The sequence below is a fragment of the Pseudomonas extremorientalis genome (assembly GCF_024584605.1).
Taxonomy (GTDB): domain Bacteria; phylum Pseudomonadota; class Gammaproteobacteria; order Pseudomonadales; family Pseudomonadaceae; genus Aquipseudomonas; species Aquipseudomonas extremorientalis.
Genome location: NZ_CP089519.1, coordinates 311715 through 334202, shown reverse-complemented (window position 1 = coordinate 334202; position 22488 = coordinate 311715). Strand labels below are relative to the sequence as shown.

Here is a 22488-nt window from a genome sequence, read left to right as displayed (position 1 = left end):
CTGTAATCAGCGCCCGAAACGCACGCCGTAGCTCATGCCCAGTGTGCCGCCGGACTTGCCATCCCCGCCTTGTGGCGCAGATTGGTAGCCGAAGGTGAGGGCCAGTTCGTCGTCACCCAGCACTTCGAAACCAATGCCCGTGTTGACGCCGTAGTTGAAGGTTTGGTCGGTCCACTGCCAGCCCGCCGTCATGTCCACCAGCCAGGTGTATTGCGGCTTGCTGCGCACCAGCGCACCGGGGATGCCGCGACGCCAGGACGTACCGACATAGAGCTGGCCGTAGCGGCTTTGCAGGAGGTCGCCCGACGGGATGGTCTGCAACTCGATCGGGTCACCCGGCTCAGGCGGCGCGACATCAGGCACTCGAATCGGGCCTTTGAAGTCGCTGGAGAGGTAATCCAGGTTGCGATCCTTCACGTTGTTCTTCTGGTAATCCACACCACTGCGCACCGTCCAGTTAGGCCCGGCGAATTCCAGCGTGTGGTTAAGCTCCAGCTTCAATGCATGACCGCTGCCCAACGAGTCGCCGGCACGGGTCGAGAACGAGCGCTGCGCCACTTCCCAGCTCAACTGATCCCGCGCAGTCAGGCCGTGACGGCCGCCGACCCAGGCGCGGTCCTGCTGGCCGAAAGCACGCATCAGGCCGCTGTCGTCGCTCTTGCGATGCCAGTCCAGGCCGGTCTCGATCTGGTGGCTGTTGCCCAACTGCCACAGGCGCGACAGGCCCAGGCCGTTACGGTCGTCGTCCTTGCGTTGGCTGGTGTCGGCGAACAGCTTCCAGCTGCCGTTTTCCACCGCGCGCACCAAGGTCAGGGCCGCGTTGCTCTCGTCGCCGATGCGCGAAGAGATGACGTCGTCGCCTTTATAGTTGCCGTGTTCCATCTCGACATCGGCGTACCAGTTGTCACCCAGGTTGTGGGCGATTTCCAGGCGCGGCGAGTCAAACGACAAGCCACCGAAATCCTGTTTCTGATACGACAGCAATGCGCCTTGCGGGGTGGCTTCGTGGATCTCCACCGCCTGGCGACGCAGTTGCTCGTTCACCGAATCCGGCTGGTCGTCGCCCAGTGCGGACAGGCTGGTGTCCAGTGCCTCGTTGGTACGCCCCAAACGGCTGAGCGCCTGTGCGCGCTGCGCCGGGTTCAGGTCGCTGCTGGCCAACAGGGTTTCGACCTGGGCTTTATTGCGGCTGCGCAAGGCCTCCTGGATCTGCTCGTAACGGTCGACCTTGAGCCCTTGGGTGCGCGCCCAGGCCAGCCAGTCGTCTTTCTGCGCTTGCTGGTTGGTCGCATCCAGGCGGGCCAGCAGGCGTTCGAACCACAGCTGTTTCATCGACGGCGAACCGTCTTTCCACTTCAGCAATTCTTGCTGGGCCTTCTGCGGCGAGTAGCTGCTCGACATCAAGCGCAGCCAGATCGCATAGCGTTGGGACGAGGGTTGCAGGTTGTCGGCCTCGGGGCTGCGCAGCAACTTCAAGCGCAGGCGCTGGGCGGCGTCCTGGTAGCCGGATGTGTCCAGTGCATCGGCATACGCGGCCTGCACCAGCCAGTCGTTCGGGCTGAGCTTGAGGTACATGCGATACCAGGCCAACGCCTCGGCATCGCGCCCCAACAGCTGGCTGGCGCTGGCGAACGGCAGCCAGAGCAGGCGGTCTGCCCGTGCATAGGCACGCCATTTGGCCAGCAGGGGTTTGAGTTTTGCCGTGTCGGCCTGGTCGACATACAGCCAGGTCAAACGCTCGCGGAACAGGTTGTCATCGGGGTAGCGCGACAAGCCCAGCAGATAGAGACGCTCGGCCTCGGAGGGATCGCCCTGCTCCACCGCCAAGGCACCGCGTACCGCCAGGACCTGGGCTTGCTCGTAGGCCTGCGGGTATTGCCTGGCGTCTTCCAACAGGGTAACGACCTGATCCCACTCGTGCAGCTCCTGGGCCAGTTGCAGCGCCTCGACCAACCGTTGCGGATCCTGGGCGCGGTGCCAGCTGTCGACCATCAACTTCAAGGCACGCTGCGGGTCCCGGGTGCGATACAGAGTGATCAACTGGCTCTCGTCGCCACTGGTCAGCTTGCCGTTGAGGGACAGCAGTTTTTCCAGGGAGACGCGCAAGTCTTCGTCGCGCTCCAGGTCCCAGGCGAGCGCCGCACGGGTGCGCCAGTATTCCGGGTCATCGATGGATGAGTCGTCCGACTTGACCACTTCCCAGGCCGCCGGCTCATCAAACAGCTTCATTTGCGTGCTGGCCCAATCGACCAATTCGGCGGTGGTCAGCGTGTAGCGTTTTGCATAGTCCTTGTAGAGTTTGCCTTTGGCCGCGAACTGCCCGGTGTTTTCCAGGTTGTGCAGCAAGCGTGTCCAGGCCAGGCGATGGGCCGGGTACTTGCGCAGGTAGGTGCGCAGCCATGCCTCGGCTTCAGCCGGTGTACCACGGGACTCATGAGCGTAGATCAACGCATCCAGCTCGATGTCCGTGAGCGCACGCTGCTGCATGATGTCGGCGAGCAACGGGATCGAGCGGGCGAAGTCGAATTGCAGGCTGGCAAGGCGCCAGGCGTGCTCGCGGGTTTTCGGGTCCTCCTTGAGTTTGAGCAAGCGAATCCAGTAATCCAGCGCGGCTTCGTTATCACCGCGCCACTCACCGAGCTTGGCCATTTGCCCCAGCAACTCGGTGTCATCCGGGTAATCGATGACCAGCTCCTGACCGGTTTCCCACGCACCCGCCAGATCATTGATAGACAGGCGCACCTGGAATTCTTTGACCAGGATTTTGCGGTTGCCAGGCTCCAGGTCATGCCACTGCCGGAGCACGCGCCGGGCCAGGTCGAACTGCCTGGTCGCAACGGCGATATCCACGCCTTGCTCCAGCCACGCCACGTCGGTCTGCGGGTTCGTCAGCCGGGGCAGCTCGTCAGCCAGCACTTGCGCGGCCTGCTCGTCACGGCCGGCCGAGAGCAGGCTGTTGAACGCAAGTTGCGCGTACTCCCGTCGTTCGGCCGGTAGTTGGGCGTCACGCTCGAGTTGCAGATAGATGTCTGCCGCGTGCGCAGGCTGCTCACCCGCCAAGTACCACTGCGCGGCGAATTTGAGCGCCTCGGTGCGCTGCGCCGGGTCACGCCCTGCGATCTCTTCGAACACACTGGCGGCAAACGCCGGCGCCTGCAGGGTCAACGCCAGCTTCGCCAGGCTTTGCAGTTGGGCCACCGGCAGCTTGCGATGATCGAAGCTTTGCAGACGCTCGACCAACGCATGCTGCGCAATCAGGTCGTTGCCACTGGCTGCGATCAGCGCGTCCAGCTCCAGGCGATAGTAGGCCTGGATCTCCGGCTGCGGCTTGGGCCAGGCGTCCACGTGTTGGCGCGCCTTGGTGTAGTCACCCAGGCGAATCAGCAAGTCGACCAATTGCAAACGCAAATGGTCGTCATCCGGGTGCGCCGTCAGCAACAGCTCGGCATAGTTGGCCGACACGGCGTCGGGTTCGCGCCCGTCGGGCTGGAACACTTCTTCACGCTGGAAGGTTGCCCACAGCAGGCCGCCCACGGCGACAGCGACCACCGCCAGTGCCCATGGGTTGAGCAGGCGGCTGCTTTTAGTTGCAGAGGAGTTGACCATTACTCACCTGCTTCATGGGAAGTTGAAAAGTCCAAAGGCCAGCCGAGGCCTTGCCTGCGAATCGTTGCCCATCGACTTCCACGCGGCAGGCGGTTGCCGAGCGTACGGTGAAGGTCAGGTCGAACTGACCGGCGAAGGAAAAGCTCACGCGCCGATCGTCCAGGTAACGCCAATCGAGCAACGGCACGTTGGCCTCCTCCAGCGCAGGGCGGGGATCTCTGTCCGCACGCAATGCGAGCAATGCCTTGTCGCTGCTCAGGGCCACATAGCGCCCTTGCGGCAAGTCACGTACACCCGCGACACCTTGGGATTTGAGCAAGTCCGGCCAGCCCATTTGTGCATCCAGGCGCACGGTACGCAGAGCGTCCATCCCGCGAATCTGCCAGGCGCCGTCCGCAGTTCGGGCCAGGCTCGACTGGTAAAGACCATGCAGACGGTCGACGTAGTCGCTCATCCATAACGACATCGGCTGTTGCTCGCGCAAGTAGCCGTAGATCTCGTGCATGGCCTTGATCGAGGCTTGCTTGGTGCTGGAATAGAAGTGGTAGTAGAGGTGCAGCCCGCGCAGGCGACGCGGACTGTCGGTCAGTTCGAACGTCTCGATCAACTCACGGAAGCCGTAGTACGGGCCTTTCCACAGGTTGGTGTAGAGGTTTTCGTTGATGATCGGCGCGTAGTACTGCAACCCCCCAGGCGTCGGCCGCAGCAACGGGTTCAACCCGGTCAGGGACGGGTTGGCCTTGGTCATGATGGTTTCGGCGCCGTTGACGTTTTTCAAGCCCGCGTCATAGGCCAGCTTGATGGTGCTGGCGGATGGCAGCGCATCGCCTGGCCAGAACACCATCTTCACCGGCTTCTGTGGCGTAGTCAGGTTTTGATTGATGTAATCGCGCGAGCCAAAAATCTCCCGACGAAAATCGATTTTTTCGTAGCCGGCGATTTTCATGTTCAAACCGTATTCGGGGTTGAAATTTTCGCGCTTCTCGGCCTTATCCGGCTGCATGAAAAACGGGTGGCTGTAGGTGTGCGTGGCCACTTCGACTTTAGGGTTGGCGAAGATCTCGCGGGCAATCGGCTCCAGCTCGCGGGCCAGGAAGGGGAACGCGCCACGCGGCGAGATCTCGCCCTCGATGATCGACACCGACGTCAGGAACGGGTTGGGCTTGATGTAGTCGTCCAGGGTATGACGACCGGCATAGGGAGTGCCGCGCACTTCGGCGCGGGAGGGAAATCCGTCGCCATCGATATGCACGGTCGCGATGCGCCGGCCATTTTCGGTGGTGGTGTCCGGCCGAGGTTGCGCCGGTAGACGCAGGCTGGCCTGAAGGAACGCGAAAGGGTCGAGAATCCAGCGGCTACGCTCGTTGTTGATTTCGAGCAGGTAAGGCGCAAGCGCAAGTCCCCCCCATTTACCGACCACCACCGGGTTGAAAACGGCGCCATTGGCACCGCTCAAGGACAACGCCGGGGTTGGGCCGTTGGGCAATACGAAGACCGCTGCCAGGTCACGGGAGCGAGGCACCACCGGTGCCTCGAATGCGCCCAGCAGGGCCTTGTCCTGGTGGGTGATGGTCAACACCTGAGTGGCGGGCGGCGCATCCAGCTTCAGGCCCAGGCGCTTGAGCAACAACTTGTCTTCAACCGGCAGACCACTGAAAAACACCACTGGTACCTGCTCGTCCAGACGGGCATTGATAAAGCGATTGAACGCCGATGCATCCTGCGGCGGGCCGCTGGTCATCCAGGTGACCACGCCCGCGTACAAGCCACTGAAACCGTAGAGCGGCAGGTCACTGTCGGCGGGCAGGTAATCGACTCGGTAACCGAGGTACTCCAACAAACCACCCAGGTTGCTATGGCCAGCGGCATCTTCCAGTGCACCTTCACGCGGGTCGTAGATCATCGCGATACGGCGCGGCTGGACCTCGATGCTGCTGATGCCCAGGGTGTTGAGGTCCGGGGTACTGATGTAGGGAATGAACCCCTCATCGCGCAGACGCTTGGCGAGCGTGCGCGCTTCCTCACGACGCTCGGGTGGCAAGTAGTCGATGGCCACCAGCGGCACGCCCTTGGCGCGCAGCGGTTGCAGGTGGGTTTCGAGCCACTGGCGATCAGACTCGGACACCGGGCGATAGCGTTTGGCGGAAGCATCCCAACCGGCATGGATCGACTCGACCGCCACGGCGGCGGCAACGCCGTCCAGCTCAGGCAACACTTCGAAACCACGGTTGAAGAACAGCTTCAGGTTCGGCTGACGCTTGTGCAGCTCACGCAGCAAGCTGGCCAGGCCGACGCGCTGGTTCTCGCGCGAAGCCTCGGGCATCAGTTGGAAACTGTCGAGGGTGTCGAGGAACAGACCCGCATAGCCTTGCGCTTCCAGAGCCTTGGCACGTCCGAACAGATGCTCGCGCCAGACCGGCGACGTGAGATCCATCACCTGGCTGTTCCAGGCGTGATTGCGCACAGGGGAAACCGCGTTGCTCAACCCGGCTTTCTCGACCTCAGCCTTATTGCCGTCAAACTCACCGATGGACAGGTAGGCAAACGGCTGGCTGCCCAACGCCCGCAAGGTTTTCACATCGCCAGGGGTCATGTGGCCCGGTTCGACCACGGCCCAGTCGAACTGCGCCAGTTCCGGCAGCGGTGGTTGCTCGGCGTACCAGAAAGCCACGCTGTTCGGTTGAGCCAAGGCAGCAGCGTGCACAGTCGGCACGCCGACGAATAAGGCAAAAGCAGCCAACAGCCGCTCAGCGATCGCGCGGATACGCGTCCTGCGGAAAACGATTTCCATAATTCACTCTTGAAGATGACTGAGCCAATACTGCGTAGACGTCGGGCGAAGTGACCGACGAACTACAAGCTGCGCAACAGCTGCGCCAAACCCTGGCCAATGGAGGTCGGTTGCGGGAGTGCAAAGCGCTCCAACAGACGGGCGTTATTCGCGCGCGAATGACGGATGTCGCCTTGACGTGAAGCTTGGTACGTCACGTTCAACGCAGTACCGGTGGCACGGCCCAGCTCGGCGATCAGGTCGTTGAGACTGGTCGAACGGCTGAGCCCTACGTTGATGGCTTCAGGTGCCGGTTCGCGGGTCTCCACCGCCTGGACGAGGATGCTCACCAGGTCCTGCACGTAGACGAAGTCGCGGGTTTGCTCACCGTCACCAAAGACGGTAATCGGCTTACCTGCCAGCGCACGCTCGGTGAAGATGCTGATCACGCCGGAGTACGGCGAAGACGGATCCTGGCGTGGGCCGAAGATATTGAAAAAGCGGAAGATCACTGGCTCCAGGCCGTGCTCGCGACGGTAGAAGTCCAGGTAGTACTCACTGGCCAACTTGTCGCTGGCATAAGGCGTCAGTGGCGACTTGGGCGTGTCTTCGGCGATGGCCGTGCCTTCGCCGTTGTTGCCGTAGGTAGCCGCGCTGGAGGCAAACACCACACGTGCCACACCGGCCTTGAGCATGCTTTGGCACACGTTGAGAGTGCCGACGAAATTGGCCTGGTGAGTGGCGACAGGATCGTCTACCGAGGCCTGCACCGACGCAACCGCAGCCAGATGCACGACTGCACTGCAATCAACCATGGCTTGCTCGACCACGGCGCTGTCGGCGACATCGCCAACCAGCAGTTCCAGATCAGGATTACCGGCGGGCAGGTTAGCCACCTTACCGGTCGACAAGTTGTCCAATACGCGAATCTTGTAGCCTTTGCCCAGCAACGCATCTACCAGATGTGAACCAATAAAACCTGCACCACCGGTGACCAGAATTCGTCCTACAGCCATGAAGTTTACTTCCTAGAGACTCGAGCGCAGGCACCGACAAACGAGCCTGCTAATTAAAGGTGACAGTGTTTTAGGGCTACCCTGACCAACGTCGCCTGGCCATCCGAGTCCAAGCCGCCTTATCCCTGAATCTGAAGAACCACAGCATGGGACGAATGCGCGTTACTAATGTCACTTTAATGGCTTAGAGCCATCAACATCGCGGGAATCATGGTGGATCCAAAAGAGACTGTCAACAAATTGTCTAAGATGCCGCCAGACGGCAAACCCGAGTCAAAATTGCCACTTATTTGACGCTACTAATAGGGCGCAGTCTTTTTTTCACCCTTCCAGGTATCACGTCTACTGCACCCATATTCGTGGCCCAGGCTGTGTGGTCGAGACGACTTGCGTGACGATTGCTGGCTCCTACTTCATGGGCGGCTACACGCTGTTGGGCGATGAAAGCTGGCAGTTCCTGCCCGGTTTTTCAGCGTTGGGCAGTGCTGAGGCGCGATTGCCTGCGCAGGTACACCATTTGCGCCGTCACACCGATCACCAGCGCCAGCGCAATGCCCGCCTGCGCGCCCAGCAGCACCGGCGATTTCAGGTCAGTGACAAAGGGGTGGCCATCGGGAACGCGGCGCAACGTCTCGGACACGGTGGGCACCATCAGGAAAAAAGCCGTCAGGCTCAGCAAGATCGTCTCCACATACACCCGGGCTCGCCCCAGCCAGGCCACGCGCCCTACCCCATAGCCCGCCAACAGCAGCGCAATCGTAATGATGCCGATGGCGTTGCTGACGGGCTGATGCGCGACCAGGAACACGGTGAGGCCACCGATCATCATCGACACGAAATACAACAACCCCGGCACTGACCGAGGCACGATACGGCCATGCCGGATAAACATGTAGGCGGCCAGTGGAATGGCCGGCAGGCTGCCGAGGGTGTGCAGCCAGCCGAGAGCGGAGATTCCGAACATAGTGGGGTTCCCATGTGGTTGGATGATGTGCAAAAACGGTCAGCGCGGGAAAGGCTCATCCCGATGGCGCCGGCGCGCTATGATCTCGGCGGTCAGCTTAGTGAGGGCGGGGTCGAACCGACATGATGAATCCCTTGGAAAACTTGATCATTCATCCGAAATTGCAGCTGGCAGGGCTGGCCAAGGGCGACCTGCTGTCCCAGGTACTGGCGCAGATCCGCCTGACGGGTGATCGGGTTCATTCCTGCACGCTGACGGAGGCACAGCCCCTCACGCTGGATGAAAAAAGCGCGCACATCTGCGTGCTCCAGCACGGCCGGTTGCATCTCAACGTTGCTGATCAGCCTCCCGTAGCGCTGGAGCAAGGCGATGTGATCCTGCTGCCCCACGATCCAACGGGCATCACGCTGACCGCCCTGAATGGGCCGGCAACCGTAGTCATCTGCCGCTTCTGGTTCGACGCGAGCAGTTTCCAGGCCATGCTGTTCGCCCTGCCTCGGCTGATCCACATCCAGCAAGCCGACGCCGCCGCATGGGCGGAAGGCATTCTGCATTTCATGTTGCTCGAAGCCCACGACACGCAACCGGGCGGGGCATTAATGATTTCGCGCCTGATCGACCTGGTGGTGATTCGCATCCTGCGCACCTGGGTGCACCAGGGCGCCGCTTCCGGATGGTTGGGTGGGTTGTCGGACGCGCGTATCGCCCGCGTGCTGAAAGCCATTCACGAAACACCGGGCAGGCAATGGCGCATCGACAACCTGGCTGAGGTGGCGGGCATGTCGCGGTCGAATTTCTGCGAACGGTTCAGCGCCCTGGTCGGTCGCTCGCCGCTTCGGTATCAGAATGAATGGCGGTTGACCCTGGCGAAAACCATGCTGGCCAAACAGGACGGCCGCATCGGAGAAGTGGGTTTTGCAATTGGCTATGAATCCGAAGCGGCGTTCAGTCGCGCCTATAAAGCTTTTTTCGGCCGCTCGCCTCGGGATGACAACGCCCGGCCGGGCTAGGCCGGGACGTGTGTATCAGTGCCCGGCGCTTTGCCCGCCGTCGACATGCAGAATCTCGCCGGTCACAAAACCGGCGGTTTCCAGGTAGACAATTGCCTGGGCGATGTCACTCACTTCCCCCATGTGCCCGACCGGGTGCAATTGCCCGAGCGCCGCGTGGGTTTCTTCGCCGTGCATCGGCGTCTTGATGACGCCCGGGCTCACTGCGTTCACACGGATTCCACGCTTGGCGTATTCAATCGCCAACGATTTGGTTGCCGAATTCAAGCCGCCTTTGGTGAGGTTGGCGAGTACCGACGGCACGCCATCAATGGCGTGGTCAGCCAGGCTGGTGGTGACGTTGACGATGTGGCCGGCGTGGTTCTTTTCCATCTCGGCAATCGCGAGTTGAGTGATGTAGAAGAAGCCATGGAGGTTCACCGCAAGCACGTTGGCGTAGTCCGCCTGGGTGTAGGCGGTGAAGGGTTTGGCGATGAAGATGCCAGCGTTGTTGATCAGGCTGTCGATGCGCCCGAAGGTGGCCAGGGTGTCGCGGATGATGCGCTGGGCCGTGGCCGGGTCGGCGATGTCGCCGGCGACGGTGAGGATGTCGGGGTCGGTGGACGGCTGGATCGAGCGCGAGGTGGCGACCACGCGGTAGTCGAGGGCACGGTAGGCCTGGACGACGGCGGCGCCGATACCTTGGGAGGCGCCGGTGATGATGACGACTTTTTTCATGAGGATGCTCCGGTAGGGATTCAGGCTTGGGATTTGCGGTATTCGGTGGTGGTGATGCCGGCGTAGCCCCAGTTATCGGTGTCGACTTCTTCGATGACGATATGGGTCAGGTCCGGGCGTTTGTGCAGGACGCGTTCGAGGGTTTCGGTAAATTCGGCGATGACCTGGGCTTTTTGCTCGGGGGTAACGCCGTCACGGGTGATGCGCAGGCTGACAAAGGGCATAGCGAGGACTCCAGTGGCCGACCATCGGGGTGATGGGCGAGCCGTGGGGCCAATTTAGGCTTGCGCTGGAAGGGGATAAAGGTGGGCCCGGTTACTTCATTGGTGATCCGATGTAACAAGTCCGCCTTGCATAGACGGGCATAAAAAAACCCCGAACCAGTCGGGGTTTTTTTCGCCTGACACTCAGGCGCGACGCAGGATCAATTAGAAAACGTTGATCGGATAGTCGGCGAACAGACGGATTTCGTTACCGCCTACGTTGTAGTTGCTGGCGTTGTTGGAAACGCGCAACCAGGACGCACGCGCACGCAGGCTCAGGTCTTTGGCCGGGCCGCTCTGGACCACGTACTTGAACTGGTTCCAGATTTCACGCTCGGTGCCGTCGCCGCGGTTGGTACCGTCGTCGATGTTGGTACCCCGTACGTAGGCAACGTTGTAGGTCAGGCCCGGCACGCCGAAGGTGGCGAAATCGATGCCGTAGCCCACTTGCCACGAACGCTCGTCCTTGCCGTTGAAGTCGGACCAGTAGGAGTTGGCCAGCAGGATGGTGTTGCCACCGTCGCCGATGCCGCCAGCATTGCGGTAGCCGCCGTACAGGTAGCCGGTGTCGCCGGTGCTGCGCTGGTGAGCCACGGTGAAGCTGTGCGGGCCAACGGCCCAGGTCGCGCCCAGGCTCCAGATTTTGTTGTCGCGAGCATCTTCACTGCCTTGGTTTTCCAGGGCGAAGCTCTTGTCCAGCTTGGTTTTGTAGCCGTTGAAGTCAAAAGTCAGGGACTGCTTCTCTGGCAGGGCCAGCACGTAGTTGACGTTGACGTATTGCTTCTTCAGCACGTCCTGCATGTCGGAGGCATACAGCGCGGCGGACAGGCTTTCGGTGAATTTGTAGCTACCGCCGATGTAGTCGATGCTTTTCAGGCGACCGCTGTCGGTGCCTTCCATGCTCTTGCGCGCTTCTTTGGTGAAGTGACCCGCGTCCAGTTGCAGACCGGCGATCTCTTTGGAAACGATCGAGGTACCGGTGTAGGTTTCCGACAACAGACGGGAGTTGTCGTACTGCAGCACAGGCACGGCTGGGAACTGATCACCGTACTTGAGCACGGTGTTGGAAACGCGGAACTTGACGGCAGCGCCGCCCTTGGCCAGGTCGTGGGGTGCCGAGCCAGGGTTGTCGGCAGTGCCATTACCCGGTTTGAAGAAGTCGATACCGCCCGCGCCGGCGCGACCTTTGCCACCGTCCAGGCGGATAGCGTATTGGCCGATCACGTCCACACCCACACCGACGGTGCCCTGGGTGAAACCGGACTCCAGCTTGCCGATGAAGCCTTGGCCCCACTCGGCTTTGTCTTGCTTGCCGTTTTTGTAGTCGCGGCTGATGTAGGCGTTACGTGCGGCGATGTTCAGGTGGCTGTCTTCGATAAAACCCTTGGACTGGTCCTGGTCGTTTGCCATTGCTGTCGATGCGCTCAAAATCCCCAGAGCGATCAGACTCATCCGTTGCTTCAACATTTTCTTGTATTCCTTATTCCTGGTTGAGTACGCGCTGTGACACCAGGCTCCGTAATGCTTTTTCTGGTGTCGACTGAATCCGGAAAAAAGAAGGCCCGCGGACGACTGAACATGCCGCGGGCCTTTTTTATTGGATGAGTCATGGCGGTTAGCCACAGGCGTTGGGCGCAATCCTAGTCGCGCCCGGAACTATGTGTCAATTTCGCGAATCGTCTGTATTTAGGCGAAATAATTCTAAGCCAGGGCCTACAGCCACATCGAAAGCGACAAAAAACCGCATCCGAAACGACAAAAAACACATCTCGTAACACATTTCAAAGCCGATACGTTTGGCAATGGATAACGTGCGCAAATGCAAAGCATTACCATTAACGTACTGTTTTTCTCCCAAACCACTCGGATACATTTCTTAATGCCTGCCCCTCGCCTGACGCCCATCACCCTTGGGCTTTCCGTTCTGCTGTCTGCCGGTTTTGCCTGCGCGGCCACCACGTTGCCCGAAACCTCGATCAGCGCCGAAGCTGACGAAGACGACCCACGCGTCAAGGAAACCAGCACCGCCACCCGCACCGCCACGCCGGTGCGTTATGTGCCCCAGGCCATCGACTCGGTAAAGACCGAAAGCCTGCGCGCCTACGGCACCAATGACCTGGGCCAGGCGTTGAGCGGCATTCCCAACGTCAGCAGCGGCGCCGATACGCGCTTCGACAGCCTACGCATCCGGGGTTTCGACGCGAGCAATGACTTCTACCTGGATGGCATCCGCGATGACAGCCAGTACGTGCGCGACCTGCATAACATCGAGCGCATCGAAGTGCTCAAGGGGCCGGCAGCCGTACTCTACGGGCGAGGCGGTCAGGGAGGGATCGTCAACCGTGTGAGCAAACTGCCTGGCGCCGGCCACAAGTCGAGTATCGAGGCCCAAGGCGGCAGCAACGATTTGCGCAGTCTGTATGCCGACCTCAGCACCGACCCCACCGATGACATCAGCCTGCGCCTGAACATGGGCAACCAGGACAACAACAGCTGGCGCGATGGCGTCAGCGGCAATCGCCAGCTGTTTGCACCGTCCATGAGCTGGCAGCTCACGGCGGACCTGAATTGGCTGGTGCAATACGAATACAGCCGCTACAACCGCACGCCGGACCGTGGCGTTCCCGGGGTCAACGGCCGGCCGGCGGATGTGAGCCGCAGCACCACTTACTTCGACAGCCGCGACTACATCGACGACAAATCCCAGTCCCTGCGCTCCAGGCTGGCCTATGAGCTCAACGACAACTGGCAACTGCGCCAGACCCTGGGTGTATTCAAGCTCGACAGCGATTTCGACAACACCTACCAGACCGCCTACGTGCCTGCGACCAACAGCGTGACACGCCAGCGCTGGCAGCAAGACCTGACCACGCGGAACCTCTTCAACAACGTCGAACTGGAAGGCGGCTTCAGCACTTTCGGCCTGGAGCATCGTTTGCTCACCGGCCTCGAGCTGGGCAGCCAGCGCCGCGATCCCAAGCTCTACACCGCCACCGCCGTCAGCCGTGGTGGCCAGGCCGTGCCGAGCCTGGACCTCAACCAGCCCAACCGCCACCTGAGCCATAACGGGCGGATGAGCGTGTCGAGCAACAACCACACCGAAGTGGAAAGTCGTGCGGTTTATGTACAAGACCAGCTGCGCCTGAATGATCAATGGCAGCTCCTGGCCGGCCTGCGCTACGACCGTTTCGAAGTGGACACCAAGAACAAAATCCTCAACACCCAACAGGCCGTCGACAGCCACAGCACCAGCCCGCGCTTTGGCGTGGTCTGGACGCCGCTGGAACATCACTCGTTCTATGCCTCGTGGAGCAAGACGTTCTCCCCGGCAGGTGGCGGCCTGATCGGCATCACCCCGAATGCCGCCGGCAGCGTCAACGACCTGAGCCCCGAGCTGACCAAACAGAAGGAAATCGGGGTCAAGAGCGATTGGCTCGACGACCGCCTGAGCACCACCCTGGCGGTGTACGAACTGGAGCTCTACAACCGCCGCACCAGCGACCCGCTGGACCGCACCATCACCCTGCTCAGCGGCTTGCAACGCTCACGCGGCGTGGAGCTGACCGCCACCGGCAAGATCGTCGGCAATTGGTACGTTCGCGGGGGAATCGGCCTGCAGGACGCCACGGTCGTGAAGGACAACAACGGCTTTGAAGGCAAGCGCGTCAGTGATGTGGCCAAGCGCAACGGCAGCCTGTTCATCACCTGGAAACCCGAGATGGGCTGGTACGCCGAAACCGGTTTGACGCTGGTGGGGGATCGTTACGCCGACAGTCTCAACACCGTGGTGCTGCCGGGTTATGGCCGTTGGGATGCCTTGGCGGGGTTCCGCCAGAAAGAATGGGACGTGAGGGCGGCGCTGAACAATATCGCGGACAACACCTACTATGCGTCGGCGACCAGCGTGGCGCAGATCCAGCCGGGAGAACCGCGCAGCGTGGTGGTGACTGGGACCTACAGTTTCTGAATCGAATACATCCAAAGGGTGTAGGAAGGGGCTTGCCCCCTCCCACATTTGTGCTCGGTGTTACTCAGTTTTTCAGCAGGTCGCACAACACGTGCACTTCATCCTCGCTGAACAGCCCCGCCGGGTAGCGTTCATTCATCACGCTGCGCAAGTCAGGCTGGCGCCTGATCCGTCGCGAGCCGTTTTCCTTCAACCAGAGCGCCAGTGCGGGAATCGCGTCGCCGCTGACCCGCAAGGGGTGGGCCGTACGCGTGTACATCAGGTTGATATCGGCATTCATTTCAGCGCTCTCTCCTACTGCGTGAGCGGCTAACTTACTCAAGGTTTATGACAGAACTGCGCAGTCATCACCTTGGGCCACTGTGACAGCACCGATACAAGAGCTATGCCAATGTCTCGTGTTTATAGGCATTGGGACACAAAAAAGCCCGCGACCTTGCTGGGCCGCGGGCTTGCTGTGGGCACCGGAACCGGTTGCGCCCGGCTATCGCCTCGATGCTGTTACAACTGCACTCACTCTTTGTGCGGTGCCGGCTGTTGCTGTGTCAGACAGTGGATATTACCGCCACCCAGTAACAGTTCGCGGCCCGGCACCATCACCACTTCGTGCTGCGGGAAAAGGTCCTGCAGGATCGCCTTGGCCTGGCTGTCCAGCGGGTCGTCGAAGCTTGGGGCGATGATGCCACCGTTGACGATCAGGAAGTTCACGTAGGAACCGGCCAAACGCACCGACGGATTCCGCTCCTGGGAGCCGTCAACCGGGTCGACACCGGCGCATTCTTCCTCGGTGGCGTACAGCGGCCCGGGAATCGGCATTTTATGCACTATGAACGAGCGACCCTGGGCGTCGGTGCTGCTTTGCAGCACGTCCATTGCGGCGTGGCAGCGCGCGTAGTTCGGGTCTTGTTCGTCATCGGTCCAGGCCAGCAACACTTCGCCCGGGCGCACGTAACAGCAGAAGTTATCCACATGGCCGTCGGTTTCGTCGTTGAACAGGCCATCCGGCAACCAGATGATCTTATCCACAGCCAGGTTGGCGCTCAGTACCGCTTCGATCTCGGCCCGGCCCAAGTGCGGGTTGCGATTGCGGTTGAGCAGGCATTCTTCGGTGGTGATCAGGGTGCCTTCGCCGTCGACATGGATCGAACCGCCTTCCAGCACAAAACCTTCGGTGCGGTAGCGCGGTGCGCGTTCGATCTCGAGGATCTTGCCGCCAACCTGGGAATCGCGGTTCCACGGCGCATACAGGCCACCGTCAAAACCGCCCCAGGCGTTGAAGTCCCAGTTCACGCCGCGCACTTCGCCGCTGTTGTTGATCACGAAGGTCGGGCCGGTGTCGCGCACCCAGGCGTCATCGCTGGACATCTCCACCACGCGGATATTCGGTACATCCAGGCGTGCGCGGGCGTTTTCGTACTGGCCGGCAGATACGGCAACGGTCACCGGTTCAAAGCGTGCGATCGCCTTGGCCACCGCCACATGGGCAGCCTGCGCCGGCTTGCCGCCCAGGCGCCAGTTGTCCGGGCGCTCGGGCCAGATCATCCAGGTTTGCGTCTGTGGCGCCCATTCGGCAGGCATGTAGAAGCCATCGGCGCGAGGGGTGCTGTGCAGGGTGGTCATGGCGATCAGGACTCCGAATGGGGTAAAGCCGACTTTATAACGGATAAAAATCGGCTTTAAAAGCGATAAAGGATCATAGCTGATGAGTATGACAGTAGTTAACCGATAACAATCGATTAATCACACCTGCTCATCCATCACCTTCGACAGCATGTCGACAAAGAAGTCCACGCTGCGCCTCGACGTGACCATCGGCGGCTTGATCTTGAGAATGTTCAGATAGTCGCCGGTAGGCTGCATGAAAATGCCCAACTCCCGCAGGCGATCACACAGCAAAGTGGTTTCTTCGGTGGCGGGCTCCAGGGTTTGCCGGTTACGTACCAATTCCAGGCCGAGGTAAAATCCGGAACCGTGGACGGCACCAACCAACGGATGGCGCTCGATCAGAGCTTCCAGGCGTGCCTTGAAATGCGCGCCAACCACCTGGGCGTTTTCCCACAGTTTTTCTTCTTCCATCACATCCAACACGGCCATGCCGATGCGGCAACTGACCGGGCTGCCCCCCGACGACGAGAAGAAGTAGCCCTCAGCCTCCAGCGCCTCGGCGATTTCACGCCGGGTGATGACCGCACCCAGGGGCTGGCCGTTGCCCATGCCCTTGGCCATGGTGATGATATCGGGCACCACACCCTGCTCTTCAAAGCCCCAGAAGAAATGCCCCATGCGGCCGTAACCCACCTGCACCTCATCGGCGATGCACACGCCGCCCTGGGCGCGGACAAGTGCATACACCCGCTGCAAATAGCCCGGCGGCAACGAGATGCCACCGGCATTGCCGTACACCGGCTCACAGATGAAACCGGCCAGCTGGCGTTGGCTCGCGGCGATTTTCGCCAGGTTGTGCTCCACACTTCGTACGTAATCGGGCGCACTGTCCTGCCCGCGGAACTCGCCGCGATAGGTATTCGGTGCGGTCACCGGGTGCACCCAATCCGGGCGGCTGCTCAAGGCCTGGGGGTTGTCGGCAATCGAGGTGGACACCGCATCCGCCGCCACCGACCAGCCGTGGTACGCCTCCAGCACGCTGAGCATGTCGCGCCCGCCGCTGTAGGCCCAGGCCAGGCGTATCGCCAGGTCGTTGGCCTCGGTGCCGCTGTTGACCAGGAACACCCGGTCCATGCCCTCTGGTGCCAGCGCGAGCAAGCGCTCGGAAAACTCGGCAATCGCCGCGTAGTGAAACCGCGAGTTGGTGTTGAGCAACGACCACTGCCGCGCCGCCACCGCCGCCATGCGCGGGTGGCCATGGCCAAGCACCGCCACGTTGTTGAGCATGTCCAGGTAGGAACGACCCTGCATGTCGATCAGGTGGTTGCGCCAGCCACGCTCGATGCGCGGCGGATCGACGTAATAGTGCTTTTGCGAACGGGCGAAACTGGCGTCGCGCCGGGCCAGCAGGGCCTCGGGGTCCAGCTCGGGCTCGGCGTCGCAAGCCAGCCCCAGCAGCGCAGCCGGCGATGGGCAAAGCGCTTGCCACGCCGCTGCCCGGGACGGTGCGCAGAATAGCGGTGCGGGCAAGTCAACACGGCAAAGCTGCACTGTCAGCGGGCCCTCGACCTCACCGATCAACTGGCCCTTGAGCACCGCAGCCCCCGGCTGCAACAGCGGCTTTACACCCCATAGCCGCACGGTCGTTTCGCTGTTATGCACATGAAGTTCATCATTGGCTCCTCGTCGTACCACACCGGCAAACGGCGCTTCGACGGAAGTCCCCGATGGCACGTGCAGCTCAACGTGCAACGCAAACGTCTCCGGCTCGGTCGCACTGTCGGGCCGGGTACGCGACAAACGGTATTGCCCATAGCGGCTCGCCGCCAGCCCATGTACCGCCGCCGCATCCTGCAACAGGCGTTGATCGATGCCGGCTTGCTCCCAGTTGCCCGCCTCGAAATGCGGGCTGAGCACACCCAGGTCGATCAGCGCAAACTCGCGGCCTACCAACCCCGGCAACAAAGGCGCAAAACCTTGACTGACGATAGGTGCGGGTGCCTGGCCAACACAGCTGAGAATCGCCGCCTCCATCAGCTCAAACGGCACCGAGGTCGCTACATGGAAGATTTCCCACTCATGCTCGGCGTTTTTCAGCAGGTAGCTGTTATGCGGATCCAGCCGTTGTTGCTGCTCGCTGCTCAAGACCAGCACCGCCGCCCGGGCGACGATCAGCGGCCATAGCGCCTGTAATTCTGCGGGTTGCAAGGGCGTCACCGCATGACAAGCCTGGATTGCCGGCAAAATCGCAAAGGGATCGCCCTCGGCATGGTGCAGCAGGGCGGCGCAGGTCACCGACAGGTCGGCAATGCGCCAGGTGTGCACCAGATCGCCGAAATCGATCACGCCCTGAAATTGCCAGTGGCGTTGCGTATCACGCTGCCACACCACATTGTCGTCGGTGATATCCATGTGCACGGCTTGCCACGGCAGGTGGTCGGCCAGGGAGCGCATACGGTTGCGGACCTGCTCAGCCACTTGCTCCAGTGCTTCGCGGTGGGGCAAATCTTCCAGGGTGGCCAGCAGATGCTTGATCAATTCCAGGGCATGGCGCGGGTCCCATTGCAACGTACGCTCCAGGCCCGGATGTTCGAACGACGCCAGCGCCTGGCTCATCCGACCGCACAGGTCGCCGAAGCCTGCGATCACCCTGTGCCCCAAATGCACCTGATGGGTCAACGGCTGGCCGTCGATGTAATCCAGCACCCGCACATGCAGGTTTTGGCCGTCGAGGGTCAGGGTCAGCAGTTCTTCACCGGTCAGAGCCTTGATGACCTTGGGTGCGCGCACGGCCTGCAGGGTGTTGAGCGCCGCGTGCTGGGCCTGAAGCTCAACGGCAGCGTAGTCGCCCCGGCAGATTTTCAGAACGAACCGGCCACGGGCACTGTCGACTTTGTAGTTGAGATCCTGCTGGCTGCCCAATGACTGCAAGGTTCCCGTGAGGCCGTAATGCTGCTCGAGCAGTTGTGCCGCCTGATCGGGGCTCACTTGCGGGCAGGGTAGACTGGCGCGATGGATCAGGGTGGCGAGCAGCATGGGGGGTGGCCTCGGTTTTTTAGGGGTGTATATCGCCATTGTTCAGGGGGCTTACGCAACCCCCTGCGCAGACCACGCTTGCACCGCCCGGCGTCACAACTCAAGCTATGCTCCATTCGCTTAATGTCCGTCTAAGGAAAAGGCCCTCCCACATGCGCATTCTCATCACCGGTGGTGCCGGTTTTATTGGCTCCGCCTTGATCCGCCACCTGATTCAACACACCGAGCACGAAGTGCTCAACCTGGACAAACTCACGTATGCCGGCAACCTGGAATCGCTGACCAGCATCGCGTCCAACAGCCGCTACGAGTTCGTCCAGGCCGATATTGTCGACCAGGCCACTGTCAGTGCCGTACTCAAGCGCTTCGAGCCCCAGGCGATCATGCACCTGGCGGCCGAGTCCCATGTAGACCGCTCGATCGATGGCCCGTCGGACTTCATTCAGACCAATATCGTGGGCACCTACAGCTTGCTGGAAGCCACCCGCGCCTATTGGCAGACGCTCGACGAGCCCGCCAAGCGTGCGTTCCGCTTCCATCACATCTCCACCGATGAGGTGTACGGCGACCTGCATGGCGTGGACGACCTTTTCACTGAAACCACACCCTATGCACCCAGCTCACCGTATTCGGCCAGCAAGGCGGCGTCCGATCACCTGGTCCGCGCCTGGCAGCGCACCTACGGCTTGCCGGTGCTGCTGACCAACTGCTCGAACAACTACGGGCCATTCCACTTCCCCGAGAAGCTGATCCCGCTGGTGATACTCAATGCCCTCGCAGGCAAGCCGCTGCCCGTCTACGGTGATGGTTTGCAGGTGCGCGACTGGCTGTTCGTCGAAGACCACGCCCGCGCATTGCTCAAAGTGGTCACCGAAGGTGTGGTCGGCGAGACCTACAACATCGGCGGCCACAATGAGCAGAAGAATATCGACGTGGTGCGCGGCATCTGCGCCCTGCTTGAAGAGTTGGCGCCACAGCGCCCGGCCGGCGTCACGCAATTTGCCGATCTGATCACCTTCGTCAAGGATCGCCCAGGCCACGATCAGCGCTATGCGATCGATGCCAGCAAGATCGAACGCGAACTCGGCTGGGCGCCGGAAGAAACCTTTGAAACTGGACTGCGCAAAACCGTGCAGTGGTACCTCAATAACTTGGAATGGTGCCGCAGGGTCCAGGACGGCAGTTATCAGGGTGAACGTTTGGGCAACACCGACTTTAAGGATCTGATCGCATGATGAAGGGAATCGTATTGGCCGGCGGTTCCGGCACGCGTTTGCACCCCATTACCCTGGGTGTGTCCAAGCAACTGCTGCCGGTCTATGACAAGCCGATGATCTACTACCCGATCTCGGTGCTGATGCTGGCAGGTATCAAGGATATTATGGTGATTTCCACACCAGTGGACTTGCCGCAATATCGCAACCTGCTGGGTGATGGCAGCCAGTTCGGCGTGCGTTTCAGTTATGCAGAGCAGCCGTCTCCCGATGGCCTGGCTCAGGCATTCCTCATTGGTGAGGAGTTTATCGGCGAAGACTCAGTCTGCCTGATTCTGGGCGACAACATCTTCCACGGCCAGCATTTTGGTGACCAATTGCGCACCGCAGCCGAGCGCGCTTCAGGGGCCACGGTATTCGGCTACTGGGTCAAGGACCCGGAGCGTTTCGGCGTGATCGACTTCGACAAAGAGGGCCGCGCCCTGTCCATCGAAGAAAAACCGACCAAGCCAAAATCGTCCTATGCGGTTACCGGCCTGTATTTCTACGATAACGACGTGATCAAGATCGCCAAGGCGGTCAAACCTTCACCTCGTGGGGAGCTGGAGATTACCGACGTCAACAATGCGTACCTTAAGCGTGGCGACCTGCATGTGGAGCGTTTCGGCCGCGGCTTTGCCTGGCTTGACACCGGCACCCACGACAGCCTGCTCGAAGCCTCCACCTATGTGCAGACCATCGAGCATCGCCAAGGCTTGAAGGTAGCCTGCCTAGAAGAAATCGCCTACGAAAATGGCTGGATCGACCGCGACTACCTGATGGAGCGTGCCAAGTACTTTGGCAAAACCGGCTATGGTCAATATCTGTTCACGATCGCAGGGGAAACTCCATGAATGTAACCGCCACTGCGCTGCCCGATGTACTGATCATCGAGCCTAAGGTTTTTGGCGATGAGCGTGGTTTCTTTTATGAGAGCTTCAACGCTCGAAATTTTGCGCAAGCCACTGGACTAGAAGCGCAATTTGTCCAGGACAACCACTCGCGCTCGCAAAAAGGGGTGTTGCGCGGTTTGCACTACCAGATCGAACACGCCCAAGGAAAACTGGTGCGTGTGACAGCGGGTGAAGTATTAGACGTAGTGGTGGACATCCGTCGCAGCTCACCTCACTTCGGCAAATGGGCCAGCGTGCGGTTGTCTGCTGACAACAAAAGACAGCTCTGGATTCCGCCAGGGTTTGGCCACGGGTTTGTGGTGCTCAGTGACTATGCCGAATTCCTGTACAAAACCACTGATTACTACACCCCCTCAGCTGAACGCTGCATTCGCTGGAACGATTCTGATCTCAATATCGATTGGGAGTTTGCTGGCGATCCGACGCTATCCGTCAAGGATCAAAACGGCCAAAGCCTGAAAGATGCAGACCTGTTCCCATGAAGATCCTGATCTGTGGCCAGCACGGCCAAGTCTCCCGCGAACTGCAACAACGCCTCCAGGGCTTGGGCGAACTCATCGTCCTGGGCCGCGACCAGCTTGACCTGGCCAATGCAGAACAGATCCGCCAGCGAGTGCGCGCCCACCGCCCCAGCCTGATTATCAACGCAGCGGCTCACACCGCTGTCGATCAGGCCGAAAGCGAACCGGACGCCGCATTTGCCATCAACGCCATCGCCCCCGGCATTCTCGCCGAGGAAGCCAAGGCACTGGGCATCCCGTTGATCCACTACTCAACCGACTACGTGTTCGACGGCAGCAAACCGGCGCCTTACACCGAAGCCGACACGCCGAACCCGCTGGGCGTCTATGGCCAGAGCAAGCTGGCCGGCGAGCAGGCGATTGCAGCCGTAGGGGGTCAGTACCTGGTTCTGCGCACCAGTTGGGTCTACTCCAACCACGGCAAGAACTTCCTGCTGACCATGCAACGCCTGCTGCAGGAAAAACCGCAGATGCGCATCGTCGCCGATCAGATCGGCGCACCGACCTGGGCCGGTAGCATCGCCAACAGTACGCTTGCGTTGATCGAGCGCTGGCAAGCCGGCACAGCGGGGGAATGGGGGGTATATCACCTGACCGCCCAAGGTGAAACGTCGTGGTTCGGTTTTGCCGAGGCCATCGGCGAGCATCTGCGCAAGCAGGGCAAAGCCTGTGCCGAGCTGGAAGCCATCCCTTCCAGCGCCTACCCGACGCCCGCCCAGCGTCCCTTGAACTCACGCCTCGATTGCAGCCGCTTGCAACAACAATGGCACGTCAGCCAGCCGCAGTGGCAAGACGCATTGCGCGAGTGTCTTGCACAGCAGCACTAGGCATAATGCGCCTGTACCC

Annotated in this window: 16 protein-coding genes; 6 read left to right on the top strand and 10 right to left on the bottom strand. The window is 60.9% G+C overall.

Annotated elements, in window-relative coordinates:
- Window positions 1-6 precede the first annotated feature (6 nt).
- The 4 genes from LUU92_RS01480 to LUU92_RS01465 form a co-directional block, all read right to left on the bottom strand.
- Window positions 7-3606, bottom strand: a complete 3600-nt coding sequence (locus LUU92_RS01480) for a tetratricopeptide repeat protein (protein ID WP_257103060.1) — start codon at window positions 3604-3606, stop codon at window positions 7-9.
- A complete protein-coding gene (locus LUU92_RS01475; protein WP_257103059.1) occupies window positions 3584-6397 on the bottom strand; it encodes a bifunctional glycoside hydrolase/polysaccharide deacetylase family protein in 2814 nt (937 codons plus the stop codon). Before LUU92_RS01475 ends, LUU92_RS01480 begins: the two co-directional genes overlap by 23 nt.
- Before the next feature lie 62 nt (window positions 6398-6459).
- A complete protein-coding gene (locus LUU92_RS01470; protein WP_092248467.1) occupies window positions 6460-7392 on the bottom strand; it encodes an SDR family NAD(P)-dependent oxidoreductase in 933 nt (310 codons plus the stop codon).
- Between the two features lie 469 nt (window positions 7393-7861).
- Window positions 7862-8356, bottom strand: a complete 495-nt coding sequence (locus LUU92_RS01465) for a hypothetical protein (protein WP_071492462.1) — start codon at window positions 8354-8356, stop codon at window positions 7862-7864.
- A gap of 125 nt (window positions 8357-8481) precedes the next feature.
- On the opposite strand from LUU92_RS01465, the gene LUU92_RS01460 reads away from it, so the two are divergent.
- On the top strand, window positions 8482-9366 hold the full coding sequence (locus tag LUU92_RS01460) for an AraC family transcriptional regulator (protein ID WP_257103058.1): 885 nt from the start codon (window positions 8482-8484) through the stop codon (window positions 9364-9366).
- Between the two features lie 15 nt (window positions 9367-9381).
- On the opposite strand, the gene LUU92_RS01455 is transcribed toward LUU92_RS01460, so the two are convergent.
- The 3 genes from LUU92_RS01455 to LUU92_RS01445 form a co-directional block, all read right to left on the bottom strand.
- Window positions 9382-10083 (bottom strand): SDR family NAD(P)-dependent oxidoreductase, encoded by a 702-nt coding sequence (locus tag LUU92_RS01455; RefSeq protein ID WP_257103057.1) that lies wholly within the window; start codon window positions 10081-10083, stop codon window positions 9382-9384.
- A gap of 20 nt (window positions 10084-10103) precedes the next feature.
- Window positions 10104-10307, bottom strand: a complete 204-nt coding sequence (locus LUU92_RS01450) for a tautomerase family protein (protein ID WP_016979078.1) — start codon at window positions 10305-10307, stop codon at window positions 10104-10106.
- Window positions 10308-10511: 204 nt separating this feature from the next.
- On the bottom strand, window positions 10512-11813 hold the full coding sequence (locus LUU92_RS01445) for an OprD family porin (protein WP_071492465.1): 1302 nt from the start codon (window positions 11811-11813) through the stop codon (window positions 10512-10514).
- 412 nt (window positions 11814-12225) lie between these two features.
- Between LUU92_RS01445 and LUU92_RS01440 the strand changes: the two genes are divergently transcribed.
- Window positions 12226-14313 (top strand): TonB-dependent receptor, encoded by a 2088-nt coding sequence (locus LUU92_RS01440; RefSeq protein WP_257103056.1) that lies wholly within the window; start codon window positions 12226-12228, stop codon window positions 14311-14313.
- 64 nt (window positions 14314-14377) lie between these two features.
- Here LUU92_RS01440 and LUU92_RS01435 read toward each other — a convergent pair whose 3' ends face one another.
- The 3 genes from LUU92_RS01435 to LUU92_RS01425 all read right to left on the bottom strand — a co-directional run bounded on the left by LUU92_RS01435 (window position 14378) and on the right by LUU92_RS01425 (window position 18954).
- Complete coding sequence (locus LUU92_RS01435; protein ID WP_257103055.1) at window positions 14378-14593, bottom strand: hypothetical protein; 216 nt, start codon at window positions 14591-14593, stop codon at window positions 14378-14380.
- 233 nt (window positions 14594-14826) lie between these two features.
- Window positions 14827-15933 (bottom strand): agmatine deiminase, encoded by a 1107-nt coding sequence (gene aguA, locus LUU92_RS01430; protein WP_071492467.1) that lies wholly within the window; start codon window positions 15931-15933, stop codon window positions 14827-14829.
- 120 nt (window positions 15934-16053) lie between these two features.
- A complete protein-coding gene (locus LUU92_RS01425; RefSeq protein ID WP_257103054.1) occupies window positions 16054-18954 on the bottom strand; it encodes an aminotransferase in 2901 nt (966 codons plus the stop codon).
- 152 nt (window positions 18955-19106) lie between these two features.
- Between LUU92_RS01425 and rfbB the strand changes: the two genes are divergently transcribed.
- Genes rfbB through rfbD form a run of 4 tightly spaced genes read left to right on the top strand, consistent with a single transcriptional unit; the run spans window position 19107 to window position 22469 of the window.
- Entirely contained in the window at window positions 19107-20189 is a 1083-nt protein-coding gene (rfbB, locus tag LUU92_RS01420) for a dTDP-glucose 4,6-dehydratase (protein WP_257103053.1), read from the top strand.
- Window positions 20186-21061 carry a glucose-1-phosphate thymidylyltransferase RfbA gene (gene rfbA / locus LUU92_RS01415; RefSeq protein WP_257103052.1) on the top strand — a complete coding sequence of 292 codons (876 nt, stop codon included), beginning with the start codon at window positions 20186-20188 and terminating at the stop codon, window positions 21059-21061. The genes rfbB and rfbA overlap by 4 nt, the downstream gene beginning before the upstream one ends.
- Entirely contained in the window at window positions 21058-21603 is a 546-nt protein-coding gene (gene rfbC / locus LUU92_RS01410; RefSeq protein ID WP_257103051.1) for a dTDP-4-dehydrorhamnose 3,5-epimerase, read from the top strand. The genes rfbA and rfbC overlap by 4 nt, the downstream gene beginning before the upstream one ends.
- Complete coding sequence (gene rfbD / locus LUU92_RS01405) at window positions 21600-22469, top strand: dTDP-4-dehydrorhamnose reductase (protein WP_071492472.1); 870 nt, start codon at window positions 21600-21602, stop codon at window positions 22467-22469. The genes rfbC and rfbD overlap by 4 nt, the downstream gene beginning before the upstream one ends.
- The last annotated feature ends 19 nt before the right edge of the window (window positions 22470-22488 follow it).